This is a genomic window from Legionella feeleii (assembly GCF_001467625.1).
GTDB lineage: Bacteria > Pseudomonadota > Gammaproteobacteria > Legionellales > Legionellaceae > Tatlockia > Tatlockia feeleii.
Genome location: NZ_LNYB01000081.1, coordinates 104,462 through 119,520, shown reverse-complemented (window position 1 = coordinate 119,520; position 15,059 = coordinate 104,462). Strand labels below are relative to the sequence as shown.

Genomic DNA, 15,059 nt, shown 5'->3' with positions numbered 1-15,059 from the left:
GGCCACTTTAATCCATTTTGTAGTTAATATGCCAAAACGTACTGATATTCAATCCATCCTCATTCTTGGTGCTGGTCCGATAGTCATTGGCCAGGCTTGTGAATTTGATTATTCAGGGACACAAGCCGTCAGGGCGTTGAAAGAGGAGGGATATAGGGTCATTTTGGTGAATTCTAATCCAGCAACGATTATGACCGATCCTGAACTTGCCGATGCAACCTATATCGAACCAGTGCAATGGCAGGAAGTAGCGCGAATTATTGACAAGGAACGTCCCGATGCTTTATTGCCAACCATGGGCGGGCAAACGGCTCTTAATTGTGCCTTGGATTTGGTAAGAGAAGGTGTATTAGAGAAGTATTCTGTTGAAATGATTGGGGCTACTCGTGACGCAATTGACAGAGCCGAAGACAGGGATAAGTTTCGCCAATTGATGAAGAAAATTGGTTTGGAGATGCCGCGCTCAGCAATTGCACATAGTTTGGAAGAAGCCTTTCAGGTACAAGCTCAACTGGGTTTCCCGACCATCATCAGACCTTCTTTCACCATGGGCGGAAGTGGTGGGGGTATCGCCTATAATCGTGAAGAATTTGAAGAAATTTGTTCTCGCGGCCTCGAATTATCACCTACCCATGAGTTATTACTTGATGAGTCCGTACTCGGTTGGAAAGAGTACGAGATGGAGGTGGTGCGGGATAAGAAGGACAATTGTATTATTGTTTGTACGATTGAAAATTTAGATCCCATGGGGGTCCATACCGGTGATTCAATTACTGTTGCACCCGCACAGACATTGACTGACAAAGAATTCCAGCGCATGCGTGATGCAGCTATTAAAGTATTGCGTGCCGTGGGTGTCGATACGGGTGGTTCTAATGTTCAGTTTGCGGTTAATCCTGAAGATGGTCGTATGCTGGTAGTAGAAATGAATCCCCGTGTGTCACGCAGTTCTGCCCTGGCTTCCAAAGCAACAGGTTTCCCTATTGCTAAAATAGCAGCCAAGCTTGCCGTTGGCTACACGTTGGATGAGCTGGCCAATGAAATTACGGGGGGCAAAACACCGGCGTCCTTTGAGCCCAGTATTGACTATGTGGTTACTAAAATTCCGCGATTTAATTTTGATAAATTTCCCCAAACCCCAGCGACCTTAACTACACAAATGAAGTCAGTAGGTGAGGTAATGGCAATTGGCTCTAATTTCCAGGAATCTTTACAGAAAGCAATTCGTGGTTTAGAAATTGGTCGCTGTGGTTTGGAACCTTTATTTATGAAAGGTGATATGGCACGTTTACGAGGCCATTTGCGTGAGCCTACGCCTGATCGATTATGGTATATAGCGGATGCCTTTCGCCACGATTTATCGTTAGAAGAAATATACCAGGAGAGCAAAGTTGATCCCTGGTTTTTAGCACAGATTCAAGAGTTGGTGTTACTGGAACAATTTCTTCATGAAAAATCAATTCAGGACCTGGATAAAACCACTCTGCGCCATCTCAAACGGCATGGCTTTTCTGATGCTTACCTTGCTCGCCTTTTATATTGCAGTGAAGAACAAGTTAGAGCGCATCGATTAGAACTGGGAGTAATGCCGGTTTATAAACGCATTGATTCATGTGCGGGTGAGTTTCCCAGTGATACCGCTTATTTATATTCCTGTTATGAAACGGTTTGTGAGGCAAGGGCTGAGACTGGCAAACAGAAAATCATGATTCTGGGTGGAGGACCTAATCGCATAGGACAGGGAATAGAATTTGATTATTGTTGTGTACATGCTGCCATGGCTTTAAGAGAGGCTGGCTATCAAACCATCATGGTGAATTGCAACCCTGAAACAGTATCGACTGATTTTGATACGTCTGATCGCCTTTATTTCGAGCCTGTTACTCTGGAAGATGTTTTGTCAATTGTTGCTGTTGAAAAACCAGCAGGTGTTATTGTGCATTATGGTGGACAAACACCGTTGAAATTGGCACGTGAACTGGAAGCAAACGGAGTGCCTATTATCGGTACTTCTCCAGATGCTATTGATCAAGCAGAAGATCGAGAACGCTTTCAGAAATTAGTGACTGAGTTAAACCTGCATCAGCCAGCCAATGGTACAGTACGTAGTGAAGATGAGGCGATAGAGCTTGCCAAACGTATTGGTTACCCATTAGTGGTGAGGCCTTCTTATGTATTGGGTGGTCGTGCTATGGAAGTAGTCTATCAGGAAGAAGATTTGCGTTATTATTTGGAGCATGCAGTGGCTGTTTCAAATGATTCGCCAGTATTGCTGGATAAATTCCTAAACGACGCTATAGAAGTCGATATTGATGCAGTCTGTGATGGCGAAGAGGTGATGATAGGTGCCATCATGGAACACATAGAACAAGCTGGGGTGCATTCGGGTGACTCTGCCTGTACGTTACCTCCTTTTAGTTTAAGTGTAGTGGTGCAGCAGGATTTAATTGAGCAAATTCGCCAGATGGCGCTGAAGTTAGGGGTAGTTGGCTTAATCAATGCGCAATTTGCTATTCAGGCTGATGATATTTACGTGCTGGAAGTGAACCCGCGAGCATCACGAACGGTACCTTTTGTTTCGAAAGCGACAGGATTACCTCTGGCAAAAATTGCAGCTCGTTGTAAAGTGGGTCAGAGTTTGAAGCAGCAAGGTTTAAGCCAGCACTATCCAATGCCAGCTTTTTACTCAATCAAACTTCCGGTGTTTCCTTTTATTAAATTCTCTGGTGTTGATTCAATTTTAGGACCAGAAATGAAATCGACGGGCGAAGTCATGGGTATTGCCAGACGCTTTGGTCAAGCTTATGCTAAAGCACAGTTGGGAGCCGGTTGTAATATTGTTAAACGGCGACGTGCTTTTGTTTCTGTGCGTGATGCGGATAAAGCACGAGTTGGTGAAATAGTTAAACGGCTTATCCAATTGGGCTTTGAAATCATCGCAACCCGTGGTACAGCCTTGGTTTTGCAGGCCGCTGGGATTGATTGCCGACGAGTTTTTAAAGTGGCAGAAGGCAGACCGCATGTTGTCGATTTTATAAAAAATAATGAAATTGATTTTATTGTAAATACCACAGAAGGTAAGCAGGCAACAGCAGATTCCTTTGCCATTAGACGCAATGCATTGCAGCATAAGGTCAGCTATACTACAACTTTGTCAGGTGCCGAAGCAGCGTGTTTGGCAATGAAATACGAGGACCGGGAAACGGTCACCCGATTACAAGATTTACATTAAAGGTGGTGGTCTATGTCAAAACATCCTATGACAGTGCAAGGAGCAGAAGCGCTTAAAAATGAATTACAGCGTCTTAAATCAATTGAAAGACCGCGTATTATTGAAGCGATAGCAACTGCTCGCGAACATGGTGATTTGAAAGAAAATGCTGAATACCATGCTGCACGTGAACAGCAAAGTTTTAACGAGGGGCGGATTCAAGAGTTGGAAGCCAAACTTTCGAATGCCCAAATAGTTGATCTAAGTAAAGTAACGAATAATGGCAAGGTGGTATTTGGCGCAGTGGTTACCGTGTGTCATTTACAAACTGATGCAGAACTCTCTTATCAAATTGTTGGTGAAGATGAAGCGGATATTAAAGTAAATAAAATCTCTTACAGTTCGCCAATTGGACGCGCCTTAATTGGCAAGCAAGTCGATGATACGGTAACAGTGCAAACACCAGGTGGTTTGGTTGAATACGAAATCATTGCTGTAGATTACCATTAGAATAGGCGGTAGCCCGGGTGAAGGTATAGCCGAAGCCCGGGATTCAAAGCCAGGTACCAAGCGCTTTAAAATCCCGGGCTACACAACTGCGGTTTACGCAGAATCTTACGGTAAGTGATAAAATGGGTTAGGTAGCTTAAATCCTTTTTGCATAAAGCCGCCTTTCAGATCACTGTCTTGATCGCCAATCGATGCAATTACAGTATATCCTTGATTGACAATTGATTTTCGCGCCTGGGTTTTGAAAGGTGTAATCGAAGGTTGACGATAGGTGTCAGGCCGTAAATAAAGACCCGCCCAATGGTTAAAACCTGCGCGTAATAAATTGGTTCTGGTTGCTTTTAATTCGGAAAGAGGGCGTCCAGTGACAAAAAAGACTTTCACACCATATTTCAGGGCATCCTGGTAAAGAGCTAACATGGGGGCTATTGCTGGTGCATCAGCAGCTAAAATTTCTTTGTGCAATTGGTCACGATTGGCAACAAAATCCCGTTTAACCATTTTATCGTAGTTACTTAAACTCGTCTCATCGATATCAAGTACCACAGCCAATTTTTTGGGATTTCTACTCTGGCTGTTTGCCAGTGCTTCTTTGACAATATAACCACGCGCCTGAGCGATAACTTGCGCCAATTCTTTTTCATAAAGACCAGAATCATGATAAACCTGAATCTCTTTTTTAACTAAGCTAAGATTTGCAGGTTCAGCAAAAACAGGAGAGAAAAACAAAGCAGTACAACTTATTACTGCCAGAGTTTTCATGATAACTTTAAAAGATCCTTTCATCGGTCATTCCACTGAGAGTAAGTGCCGGCATTATAACGCCTAAAGGATGGATGTCAATTGTTCAGCTTGACTATTTGTATATCACTTGGTCGGTGTGATAAAATAAAGAACATTATATCTAATTGATCTTGAAGAAGTTAATAACTCGCGGAGTCAATTCTATTTTGATTGCCTCTGACTTCTAAAATGGAGTATCATTCGTCTTTTGCTTTAAATAGAACTGAATTAGTACTATATTAAAGAATATAATTCCTGTAAAATTAAGACTTATTTGGTACTAGATTATTTGGTGTGGGGGTGGTATGCTGCGCATCAGCAAATTGGCCGATTATGGAACAGTTGTGATGGTGTATCTCGCGAAGCGGGCACAAACGCTTTGTAATGCACGTGATATCGCGTTACACACCCATCTGACTGTACCAACAGTCAGCAAATTATTAAAACGCTTAACTGCAGCAGGATTACTGACTTCAGTACGTGGTGTGAGTGGAGGATACCGTTTGCAGCGGGCTGCAAGTGAGATATCAGTCGCTGCGATTATTTATGCTTTGGAAGAGCAGCGCGGGTTGACTGAGTGCAGTTTGCAACCGAATGAATGTTCTTTGCAGGGAGTCTGTCACATTCAAGGAAATTGGCGGTTAATAAGTCAAGCTATCGAAACAGCACTTGATAGTGTGAGTTTGGAGGCATTGGCAAAACCATCTCTCCAGGCGGTTGATATTAACCGCATCAGGCAGTTGGCAAGTGGAGTGAGTAATGGCGAAAAGCAGTGAACAAATTAATTCCCTCCTTGAGCGGGAATATCAACATGGTTTCGTTACTGACATTGAGGTTGAAACCTTCGAACCCGGTTTGGACGAAGATGTGATTCGTCGTCTGTCGGCAATTAAGGGTGAGCCAGAGTTCTTATTGCAATGGCGTTTGGCTGCATTCAGGCATTGGCAAACTATGCCGAATCCTGAATGGTCCAGTGTGCATTACCCGCCAATCGATTATCAGGCTATTTCTTATTATTCGGCGCCCAAAAATAAAAAAGATGCGCCTAAAAGTCTTGATGAAGTCGATCCGGAATTATTGCGTACTTATGAAAAATTAGGCATTCCCTTAAAAGAACAGGAAATGCTTGCCGGTGTAGCCGTTGATGCAGTTTTTGATAGTGTCTCTGTTGCGACAACCTTTAAGGCGAAATTGGCTGAGGTTGGTGTTATTTTCTGTCCTTTTTCAGAGGCTGTGCATAAATACCCTGATTTGCTACGCCAATACCTCGGTTCTGTTGTGCCTTATCGTGATAATTTTTATGCAGCACTTAATTCAGCTGTATTTAGTGACGGCTCTTTTATTTATATTCCTAAGGGTGTACGTTGTCCCATGGAATTATCTACTTATTTTCGTATTAATGCCGCTTCAACTGGTCAGTTTGAACGTACTCTAATTATTGCGGATAGTGATAGCTATGTATCTTACCTGGAAGGTTGTACCGCACCGATGCGTGATGAGAATCAATTGCATGCCGCAGTGGTTGAATTAGTAGCGCTGGAAGGCGCGCAGATTAAATATTCAACTGTACAAAATTGGTATCCAGGTGATAAAGAAGGGAAAGGTGGTATTTATAATTTTGTTACCAAGCGTGGTGCTTGTCGCGGTAAACGCTCCAAAATTTCTTGGACACAAATTGAAACGGGTTCGGCAATTACTTGGAAATACCCTAGTGTTATTTTGCAAGGTGATGATTCAGTCGGTGAATTTTATTCTGTAGCACTTACTAATAATTTTCAGCAGGCTGATACTGGAACGAAGATGATCCATTTGGGTAAAAACACCCGTTCTACCATTATATCCAAAGGAATCAGTGCTGGTCGATCACACAATGCTTACCGTGGCCTGGTGCGTATTGCTCCTACGGCTACCAATGCTCGTAATTATACGCAATGTGATTCCATGTTAATGGGCTCTGAATGTTCAGCCCATACTTTTCCTTATATTGAAGTTAAAAACCCTACGGCACAATTAGAGCATGAAGCAACCACGTCTAAAATCAGTGAAGAACAGTTGTTTTATTGTCAACAGCGCGGCATCGATACAGAAGACGCGGTATCCATGATCGTCAATGGTTTTTGCAAACAAGTCTTAAAAGAGTTACCTATGGAGTTTGCTGTAGAGGCTACTAAGTTATTAGGCATTAGTTTGGAAGGGGCAGTCGGTTAATATGTTAGCAATCAATCAATTAAATGTCGCAATTAATGCGCAACCTATTCTAAAAGGTATTAATCTCACCGTAAAACCAGGTGAAGTTCATGCCATCATGGGACCCAATGGTTCTGGTAAAAGTACTTTATCAAAAGTTTTGGCTGGACACCCGGCTTACGAGATAACCGATGGTTCCATCACTTATTTAGGAAAAGATTTATTGCCCTTGGCACCTGAAGAACGTGCTCAAGCGGGAATTTTTATGTCATTCCAATACCCGGTTGAAATTCCTGGTGTAACCAATATTAATTTCCTTAAAGCTGCGGTGAATGCAGTACGTAAAGGGCAGGGTAAAAACACGCTGGATGCCATTGAGTTCTTAAGTTTTATTCGCGAAAAATGTCAGTTATTAGACATGGATGAGAGTTTTTTATACCGAAGCATCAATGAAGGATTTTCTGGTGGTGAGAAAAAGCGAAATGAAATTTTACAGATGGTAGCTCTTGAACCGAAACTTGCCATTCTTGATGAAACAGATTCAGGCCTGGATATTGATGCATTGCGGATTATTTCGCATGGAGTCAATGCCATGCGTTCACCGGAACGCGCCATCATTCTGGTAACTCACTATCAGCGATTGTTAGATTATATTGAACCTGATTTTATTCATGTGTTAGCCAATGGTCGTATCATTAAGTCTGGTGACAAGTCATTAGCATTAGAGTTGGAGAAAAAAGGATACAGTTGGCTTGAGGAGACTGAGCAGGCATGAGCGAACTCCTTGATTTTTATAAGCAGCAAGCGAAGGCAGGGATATCAACCATCCCCTGGCTAGCCGACTTACAGGCAAAAGGCTTGCGTGAACTGACTCGCTACGGTTTTCCAACACGGCATGATGAGGATTGGAAATACACGCTTGTAGACTCATTTTTGCAGCAACGCTTTGCAAAACAGCAGGGTATTTCGGCGTCCGAATCGACGGCCCCCCGTTCTGATTTACCAGCAAGCATGCAATTGATTCTCCAGAATGGTCAGGTATTTGGTACTGATCAAGTTGCCAAACAATTGCCTGCAGGGGTTCTAGTACAATCTCTTGCCCAAGCTCTTGAGCAACAGACTGATAAGATTAAACCCTATTTGGGGCAATTGTTACGTCATGAAAATGGTTTTCATGCGTTAAATACAGCGATGTTGGCCACCGGTGTTGTTATTTATTTGCCAGCAGGTGTTTGTATTGAGGAACCGATTGTTTTATCGCATTGGCAAGATCAAGCCAATCAGGCTGTTTATGGTCGCCATCTCATTATCGCTGAAGAGGGGAGTGAGGCCACGATCATTGAAGAATATCGAGGCGAAGAAGCGTGTAGCTATTTTACTAACACGATTACTGAGGTATTTGCTGCCGCGCATGCGAAAGTGCTTCATTATAAAATTCAGCGTGAGAGTAAGTCGGCTTATCACATTGGCTATCTTGCAGCGAAGTTGGCAAAAAATAGTCAATTTGATAGTCATTCTTTGAGTTTGGGGGGTAAGCTGGTGCGTAGTGATCTGAGCCTGGATTTGCAGGAAGAAAATGCGCGTTGTTTCCTTAATGGTATTTATGCCCCTGCCGAAGGCCAGCATATTGATCATCACACGACCATCCATCATAGAGTACCCAATTGCCAGAGCGAACAGGATTACAAAGGAATTTTGATCGGGCGTTCCCGTGCCGTGTTTAACGGCAAAGTAATCGTAGCCAGGGGAGCACAGCATACCCAAGCCAAACAGCAAAATAAGAATCTGCTGTTATCTGCGCAGGCCGAAATTGATAGTAAACCGCAATTAGAAATTTTTGCTGATGACGTGGTTTGTACACATGGAGCGACAGTAGGGCAATTGGATGAGGATGCTTTGTTCTATTTGGCAACTCGTGGAATAGATAGACGTGAAGCAAGTAGTTACTTAATCCATGCGTTTGCCGCTGATAATTTACGTCTTCTTCCTCATCGTACACTTGCGGAATGGATGGGGACTTTGCTAAATCAGCAGTTGAGGTGAGAGTATGAGTGCAGCAACAGCTTTAATTGAAGATAGGGATATAGAGGCTATTCGTGCTGATTTTCCAGTACTGAATCAAAAAATAAATGATTATCCCTTAACTTATTTGGATAATGCAGCAACGACGCAAAAGCCCAAATCAGTGATCGACGCGATTGCCCATTATTATTCCTATGATAATGCGAATGTACATCGCGGAGTGCATGCTTTAAGTGTACGCGCTACACAACAATATGAAGCTGTGCGTAACAAAGTGCAGCATTTTATTAATGCCCGCTCCGCTCGTGAATGTATTTTTGTGCGTGGTACAACGGAAGCGATTAATCTGGTCGCACAAAGTTTTGTTGCTCCACGAATCCTTCCTGGCGAAGAAATTTTGATCACTCACATGGAACATCACTCCAATATTGTTCCCTGGCAAATGGTTTGTAAAAAAACCGGTGCCCGCTTACGAGTCGCCCCTATTTCCATTGAGGGTGAAATCCTGTTGGACGAATTTGAAAAAATGCTGAATGAAAACACGAAATTTGTTTCTATCTGCTATGCCTCAAATGCTTTGGGTACAATTAATCCTGTTGCAAAAATGATTGAGATGGCCCATGCCCATGGTGCTTTGGTCTTGCTGGACGGTGCACAAGCCACAGCCCATTTGCCTATTGATGTGCAGGCCCTGGATTGCGATTTTTATGCTTTTTCTGGTCATAAGATGTATGGGCCTACGGGCATTGGTGTGTTATGGGGGAAAGAACATCTCCTGGATGATATGGTGCCTTATCAAGGTGGCGGCGAGATGATTAACTACGTTACTCTTGAAGCAACCGAATACGCTGCCCTGCCTCACAAATTTGAAGCAGGTACTCCTAATATAGCGGGGGTAATTGGCTTAGGGGCTGCTATGGATTATCTATGGTCTTTGGATATGGAGGCCGTTGCCGCTTACGAAGCCCATTTGCTTGATTATGCCACCTTGGCTGTGCAGTCTGTGAAGGGGTTTAATATTATTGGTACAGCGAAACAAAAAGTGCCGGTTATTTCTTTTGTCCATGGAAAAATTCATGCGCATGATATTGGTACGATATTAGATAGTGCTGGAATTGCTATTCGTAGTGGCCATCACTGTGCCATGCCATTAATGAGTTTTTTTGATGTGGCTGCAACAAGTCGAATTTCCTTATCTTTCTATAATACGAAGGAAGAAATTGATCGTTGTATTCGAGCCTTACATAAGGTGAAAGAGGTATTTGCATGAGTATGGAATTGCGAGAGCTTTATCAGGAAATTATTATTGATCATAATCGTAATCCGCGTAATCACCATCCTATGCCTGATGCAACGACCCAAGCGAATGGGTTTAACCCTCTTTGTGGTGATAAATTGACTGTTTATCTCAAGCTTGAGGCTGGGATTATCGTTGATGTAAGTTTTGTTGGTTGCGGTTGTGCAATTTCACAGGCCTCTGCCTCGCTAATGACAGAAGCCCTGGTTGGTAAAACCGTTGAAGAGGCGCATCAATTGTTTGAGCGTTTTCATACGATGGTAACCAAAGATGATGATAACCAATTACTCTCTTTAGACAAGCTTGCTGTGCTGGCTGGTGTCAGGGCTTATCCTGCACGGGTTAAATGTGCCACTCTGGCCTGGCATACTCTGGAAGCTGCACTCTCGAAGAGTTCAGAAACTGTTTCTACGGAGTAATTGTCATGTTTGGATTTAAAAAAAAGCAGGATCATGACCTTTTAAAAGAACAGATCATCGTAGCGCTTAGAAACGTCTTTGATCCGGAAATACCGGTTAATATTTATGATTTGGGTTTGATTTACGATGTTGCTATTAATGAAGAACAGCATGTTCACATCCAGATGACTTTAACTACACCCGGGTGTCCGGTAGCGCAAACGTTTCCGGGTACTGTTGAACAAGCGGTTAATCAAGTTGAAGGAGTCAGCGATTGCACCGTTGAATTGGTTTGGGACCCGCCGTGGACGCAAGAGCGAATGACCGAAGCGGCTCGTCTTGAATTAGGGATTTTTTATTAATGGATCAAGAGGTACTGTGGCTGCCTTCAGCTTCTATGGAATTTTTGCAGCGGCGAGCAAAAATTCTCAGTCAAATTCGTGAGTTTTTCAATCAACGCGGTTATTTGGAAGTGGAGACGCCAATTATGGCGCGTTTCGGTATCACTGATGTTTATTTAGCAAATATCAAAGCAACTTTTCGCGAACAAAATTATTGCCTGCAAACGTCACCGGAATACCACATGAAGCGTTTATTGGCTGCGGGCAGTGGCCCCATTTTCCAATTAGCGCGAGTTTTTCGCGATGATGAGTTAGGGCGTTGGCATAACCCGGAATTTACGATGCTTGAATGGTATCAATTGGATATTGATCATTATGCCCTGATGGATGAGGTTGATGCTTTGTTACAAATGGTATTGGATTGCCAGCCGATGTTGAGAAAAACTTATCAGCAGGTATTTCTAGAGCATTGTGGTTTTGATCCTCTTGCAGTAACAATTCCTCAGTTACAGGAAGTCGTACAACGATTCGAGCTGGATAATGTGCTGACACCCAATGAACAAGATCCGGATCAGTATCTGTTTCTATTAATGAGCCACGTCGTGGAACCTGCACTGGGCAAAGAATCCTTACCGGTGGCTGTTTATAATTTTCCCCCATCACAGGCTGCTTTGGCTAAAATCAATCAAGGAGTTGCTGAACGCTTTGAAGTTTACTTTAAAGGCGTGGAACTGGCGAATGGTTTCCATGAACTCACTGATGCTAAGGCTCAGGCATTACGTTTTAAACAGGATCTGGCCATTCGCGCACGACAAGGTCTATCTCGGCCTCAACCCGATGAATATTTGTTGCAAGCATTGGAGCATGGTTTACCACCATGTAGCGGCGTTGCTTTAGGTGTTGATCGGCTTCTGGCATTAGCGTGTAAACAGACAGCAATTGCTAACACTTTAGCATTTGATTTTAGCCGGGCTTGAGTGTGCTCATTACCCCGATCTCTCCACCTGAAAACCCTATAATCATTGCTGGGATTGGCCTATAAGAGTGCTCCTCTTCGGAATTTTGTTGCTAATTTGAACACAGAATTGTCGTCTTATTATCGAAACAGCCACTTTGCCGCCTTCTCTATTGAATACATCTGGTTTGTCAATTTGCTGAACATCTGAGGTGACCTAGGGTTAAAGAAGGATTTGACCGCCTATACACAGTCTTATCCACAGAATTTGTGGATAAGACTGGTGAATTCCTCTCTAGCCTAGTTATATTTTGAATTAGCTAAGACTATCCTTAGTGAAGAGGGTCTTTCTTCGAAGGGCCCGGTACTTGAAAACCTTTATAGATGTAAAAAAATTATCATTTTAGTAGGAGGAATGTTATTGGGTTATAATTTTGTAGCTTTCTTTATCAGATTAATAACCCTTTTTCTCATCGGAGACTTTAATGCCTAACAATACTGGTTCGGATCACTTGGAAATCTTGGTTGATGCTGGCTGTTCTCATGATGATATTAAATGGCTTAAAGGTGCTTTAAACCAGTATAATGCGGAAGTTTTGCCGGATAATAATCACCATTTTACTGTGATAAACCGGGCTTCAGACGCAAGTATTATTGCTGGTGCTTTTATCTGGACTCATGGCGATACCATGTATTTAGATACACTCTATGTCGATAAAAAATATAGGAAACAAGGCCTTGGTTCACTTGTTCTTCAAACAGCAGAGGCTAAAGGTCTTACGCTTAACTGTAGGCGATGTATAACCGATACCCTTGGTTTTCAAGCGCAACAATTTTATGAAAAATTAGGTTATAAGGTAATTGCTGAAGTATCGGGCTATATTCAAGGATATGCACGTATCTACTTAGAAAAAGCCCTGCAGTAGAAGGTGCTCATACTATTGTGAAGTGGGATTTAGTTTGCGCCAAAGCTTGTAAACTTCAATTCCCTCCGGATCAGGATGATAGGTCATTGGTAAATTGCGCTCTTGCCAGGGTTTGCCAAATTCAGCATAAAAATTATCTAAGGTAAAATATTTGCGATGATCAACGTAATAGTGTGAATAATCATCTCGTGTAGTAATAAAAGTAACTTTAGATGGGCTACAATAATACATCGCTGCCAGGCACATGGGGCAGGGATGAGCAAGAATGTAAAACTCGCAATCGGTTAGATGTTCCGTACCTAACTTTGTACAAGCCTCACGTATAGCCACAATTTCTGCATGGGCAGTTGGATCCTTGGTTTGTGCAACTTGGTTGGTTGCCTGGGCAATAACGTGGCCCTGCTGGACTATGAGGCAGGCAAAGGGGCGGCCGCCATGGTTTACATTTTCTTTTGCCAGTGCAATAGTTTGTTTAATAAAATTAGTCATGGTACCCCCTCCAATCAAGTCCCTGATAGCATCATACCAATTAATTATAACCTGAGTTGGGGCTGTTTACAGTTTGCTAGCTAGTGCTTATGGCTGTATTTTCGAGCATCGCAGTGCAAGAAAATAAAGCCATAAGCGCTAAGATGATACCTAGGTAAACAGCGCCTACCCAAATTCCTTGGTTAAAGCGTTAATTAGAAGCGGATAGTGAAATTGATAGCCATTTTCCAGTAAACGCTTGGGTATGACTCGTTGTCCTTGAAGCAATAAACATTCGCCCATTTCACCAAACAGCGCCCGTATAATAAATGCCGGGGTTTTAAGTAATAAAGGACGATGCATGGCTTTGGCCAGCGTACGAGCAAATTCTGCCTGACTTACCGGATAGGGGGATGTGATATTAAAGGCACCAGTTAATTCAGGCTTATCCAATAAGAATAAAAAAGCGTCGACAAGATCCTGACTATGTACCCAGGAAATGACTTGTCTGCCATCGCCTACTATCGAGCCTAAGCCAAAATAAAAACTGGGGGCCAGCTTTTTTAACATACCCTGACCTTTTTTAAGCACAACACCAAAACGGGTAATTGTTGTTTGCATGCCATGATCGATTGCCGGTTGCAAGGCTTGTTGCCAGCGCAATCCTATCTCGTTAAGAAAATCCCGCGGGTGGTTAAAATCAAGGATGCTGCTTTCGTCAAAAGCTTCCGGGGCCCCATTCTCCTGCAGGCCATAAATACCGATTGCATTTGCGCAGTAAAATCGAGGTCTTGCCTCTTGCTTAATGGCCCAATCGATCAATGCAGTACTTGTGTTAACACGCGATTCAATAAGTTGTTTTTTTACTTCTGTAGTCCAGCGGGATGCGCCAATATTGTAACCACAAAGATTGATGACTACATCATAAGTTTGGGCATCCAGTTCATGCAGAGTCTCCCAGGTGCAAATGGTGGCCGCGTTGGAAAAGCACCGTTGTAAGGTGGCTCTGTTTCGTCCTAACACAGTAAGATTATGCTTGGTTAATGCTTTTACTAATTCCTGGCCAATAAAGCCAGATGCGCCTGCAATCAAGATCTTCATGAAAAATTTCCTTCCTCTTTAAGACTATTAATGACTGCCTCTGATAAAGAAGTGAGCCTTAATGTTTCCTTTAAGGTAGCGCGTAAAGCATCAATACTCAAGCGCTTGGAGGCGAGCATAAACTCTCTTTTCATTGGGCTTGCCAATGCCCAGATTTGTTCCCACGGTTCATAAGGTGCTGCTTCTAATCCAAGTGCTTGTGCAACTTGTTGTTGTAAGGTACCCAATAAGTCTGGTTTACCATCAGCGATATTATAAATGCCGCTTAACTCAATTTTTTCGGCAAACTGATAAGCAATCTCACTGAGATCATGCACGTAGATATGATTGGTGTAGGGGGCTTCATGAGGCGCAAGTAGCGGTTTTTGGGCAATAGCGGCTTGCACTGGCAAGCGATTGGGTCCATAGATACCCGCCACACGAAGAAGTACGCAAGGAATTTGATGTTGCTTACAAAAGGTGAGCCATTGTTGTTCGGCATTTAAGCGACGATGTTGTCTGGGATGATCCAAATTGCAGCTTGACTGTTCATCAACCCAGTTTCCCTGGTGATTACCATAAACACCACTGGAACCAAAATAGATAATCTTGGCAGGTTGTATGGAACTTAGGTTAAGAAAGGTCTCCAGGATTTTATCTTGTTCACCCTCACTGGCGGGAGGAATTAAATAATAAAGGACGGTGTTTTTTTCTTGCCAGAGAAAAGGTTTATTGATGTCGTGAATAATGTGTCGTAAGCCTGGCAAATTCATTGATTCGTCAAGATGGCGTGATATAGCCGTCACCGTTTGTTGCCGGTTTAATAAATATTGGGCCAAATGATAGCCACAATAGCCGTAGCCTATAATCAAGTGGTGCAT

Annotated in this window: 15 protein-coding genes; 11 read left to right on the top strand and 4 right to left on the bottom strand. The window is 42.9% G+C overall.

The features are described 5' to 3' along the window. The first annotated feature begins 28 nt into the window (after positions 1-28). Positions 29-3,232 (top strand): carbamoyl-phosphate synthase large subunit, encoded by a 3,204-nt coding sequence (gene carB, locus Lfee_RS10420; protein WP_058446542.1) that lies wholly within the window; start codon positions 29-31, stop codon positions 3,230-3,232. Positions 3,233-3,244: 12 nt separating this feature from the next. Beyond that, the gene (greA, locus tag Lfee_RS10415) at positions 3,245-3,721 is read left to right on the top strand and encodes a transcription elongation factor GreA (RefSeq protein ID WP_058446540.1); all 477 of its coding nucleotides are present in this window, start codon (positions 3,245-3,247) and stop codon (positions 3,719-3,721) included. A gap of 105 nt (positions 3,722-3,826) precedes the next feature. On the opposite strand, the gene Lfee_RS10410 is transcribed toward greA, so the two are convergent. Continuing rightward, on the bottom strand, positions 3,827-4,507 hold the full coding sequence (locus Lfee_RS10410) for an HAD family acid phosphatase (protein WP_370447022.1): 681 nt from the start codon (positions 4,505-4,507) through the stop codon (positions 3,827-3,829). Positions 4,508-4,809: 302 nt separating this feature from the next. Here Lfee_RS10410 and Lfee_RS10405 point away from each other — a divergent pair, with 302 nt between their 5' ends. The 9 genes from Lfee_RS10405 to Lfee_RS10365 all read left to right on the top strand — a co-directional run bounded on the left by Lfee_RS10405 (position 4,810) and on the right by Lfee_RS10365 (position 12,630). Further along, on the top strand, positions 4,810-5,280 hold the full coding sequence (locus Lfee_RS10405; RefSeq protein ID WP_019218120.1) for an SUF system Fe-S cluster assembly regulator: 471 nt from the start codon (positions 4,810-4,812) through the stop codon (positions 5,278-5,280). Then, a complete protein-coding gene (sufB, locus tag Lfee_RS10400; RefSeq protein ID WP_058446538.1) occupies positions 5,264-6,712 on the top strand; it encodes a Fe-S cluster assembly protein SufB in 1,449 nt (482 codons plus the stop codon). Before Lfee_RS10405 ends, sufB begins: the two co-directional genes overlap by 17 nt. Position 6,713: 1 nt before the next feature. Then, positions 6,714-7,466 carry a Fe-S cluster assembly ATPase SufC gene (gene sufC / locus Lfee_RS10395; RefSeq protein ID WP_058446537.1) on the top strand — a complete coding sequence of 251 codons (753 nt, stop codon included), beginning with the start codon at positions 6,714-6,716 and terminating at the stop codon, positions 7,464-7,466. Next, positions 7,463-8,734, top strand: a complete 1,272-nt coding sequence (gene sufD, locus Lfee_RS10390) for a Fe-S cluster assembly protein SufD (RefSeq protein ID WP_058446535.1) — start codon at positions 7,463-7,465, stop codon at positions 8,732-8,734. Before sufC ends, sufD begins: the two co-directional genes overlap by 4 nt. Positions 8,735-8,738: 4 nt before the next feature. Beyond that, a complete protein-coding gene (locus Lfee_RS10385) occupies positions 8,739-9,983 on the top strand; it encodes a cysteine desulfurase (RefSeq protein WP_112854883.1) in 1,245 nt (414 codons plus the stop codon). Further along, positions 9,980-10,429 carry a Fe-S cluster assembly sulfur transfer protein SufU gene (sufU, locus tag Lfee_RS10380; protein WP_058446533.1) on the top strand — a complete coding sequence of 150 codons (450 nt, stop codon included), beginning with the start codon at positions 9,980-9,982 and terminating at the stop codon, positions 10,427-10,429. The genes Lfee_RS10385 and sufU overlap by 4 nt, the downstream gene beginning before the upstream one ends. A 5-nt stretch (positions 10,430-10,434) precedes the next feature. Beyond that, complete coding sequence (locus tag Lfee_RS10375; RefSeq protein WP_058446531.1) at positions 10,435-10,770, top strand: SUF system Fe-S cluster assembly protein; 336 nt, start codon at positions 10,435-10,437, stop codon at positions 10,768-10,770. Further along, a complete protein-coding gene (gene epmA, locus Lfee_RS10370; RefSeq protein ID WP_112854884.1) occupies positions 10,770-11,726 on the top strand; it encodes an elongation factor P--(R)-beta-lysine ligase in 957 nt (318 codons plus the stop codon). The genes Lfee_RS10375 and epmA overlap by 1 nt, the downstream gene beginning before the upstream one ends. Before the next feature lie 463 nt (positions 11,727-12,189). Beyond that, positions 12,190-12,630 (top strand): GNAT family N-acetyltransferase, encoded by a 441-nt coding sequence (locus Lfee_RS10365; protein WP_058446528.1) that lies wholly within the window; start codon positions 12,190-12,192, stop codon positions 12,628-12,630. Positions 12,631-12,642: 12 nt separating this feature from the next. Here the strand turns inward: Lfee_RS10365 and Lfee_RS10360 are convergent, their stop codons facing one another. From Lfee_RS10360 to Lfee_RS10350, 3 genes are all read right to left on the bottom strand, one after another. Beyond that, positions 12,643-13,119, bottom strand: a complete 477-nt coding sequence (locus Lfee_RS10360) for a nucleoside deaminase (RefSeq protein ID WP_058446526.1) — start codon at positions 13,117-13,119, stop codon at positions 12,643-12,645. 165 nt (positions 13,120-13,284) lie between these two features. Beyond that, on the bottom strand, positions 13,285-14,199 hold the full coding sequence (locus Lfee_RS10355; protein ID WP_058446524.1) for a TIGR01777 family oxidoreductase: 915 nt from the start codon (positions 14,197-14,199) through the stop codon (positions 13,285-13,287). Beyond that, entirely contained in the window at positions 14,196-15,059 is an 864-nt protein-coding gene (locus Lfee_RS10350; RefSeq protein ID WP_058446522.1) for an SDR family oxidoreductase, read from the bottom strand. Before Lfee_RS10350 ends, Lfee_RS10355 begins: the two co-directional genes overlap by 4 nt.

Coding starts and splice junctions, on each gene's coding strand:
- carB (WP_058446542.1), top strand. CDS start 29: ATGCCAAAACGTACTGATATTCAATCCATCCTCATTCTTGGTGCTGGT.
- greA (WP_058446540.1), top strand. CDS start 3,245: ATGTCAAAACATCCTATGACAGTGCAAGGAGCAGAAGCGCTTAAAAAT.
- Lfee_RS10410 (WP_370447022.1), bottom strand. CDS start 4,507: ATGAAAGGATCTTTTAAAGTTATCATGAAAACTCTGGCAGTAATAAGT.
- Lfee_RS10405 (WP_019218120.1), top strand. CDS start 4,810: ATGCTGCGCATCAGCAAATTGGCCGATTATGGAACAGTTGTGATGGTG.
- sufB (WP_058446538.1), top strand. CDS start 5,264: ATGGCGAAAAGCAGTGAACAAATTAATTCCCTCCTTGAGCGGGAATAT.
- sufC (WP_058446537.1), top strand. CDS start 6,714: ATGTTAGCAATCAATCAATTAAATGTCGCAATTAATGCGCAACCTATT.
- sufD (WP_058446535.1), top strand. CDS start 7,463: ATGAGCGAACTCCTTGATTTTTATAAGCAGCAAGCGAAGGCAGGGATA.
- Lfee_RS10385 (WP_112854883.1), top strand. CDS start 8,739: ATGAGTGCAGCAACAGCTTTAATTGAAGATAGGGATATAGAGGCTATT.
- sufU (WP_058446533.1), top strand. CDS start 9,980: ATGAGTATGGAATTGCGAGAGCTTTATCAGGAAATTATTATTGATCAT.
- Lfee_RS10375 (WP_058446531.1), top strand. CDS start 10,435: ATGTTTGGATTTAAAAAAAAGCAGGATCATGACCTTTTAAAAGAACAG.
- epmA (WP_112854884.1), top strand. CDS start 10,770: ATGGATCAAGAGGTACTGTGGCTGCCTTCAGCTTCTATGGAATTTTTG.
- Lfee_RS10365 (WP_058446528.1), top strand. CDS start 12,190: ATGCCTAACAATACTGGTTCGGATCACTTGGAAATCTTGGTTGATGCT.
- Lfee_RS10360 (WP_058446526.1), bottom strand. CDS start 13,119: ATGACTAATTTTATTAAACAAACTATTGCACTGGCAAAAGAAAATGTA.
- Lfee_RS10355 (WP_058446524.1), bottom strand. CDS start 14,199: ATGAAGATCTTGATTGCAGGCGCATCTGGCTTTATTGGCCAGGAATTA.
- Lfee_RS10350 (WP_058446522.1), bottom strand. CDS start 15,059: ATGCACCACTTGATTATAGGCTACGGCTATTGTGGCTATCATTTGGCC.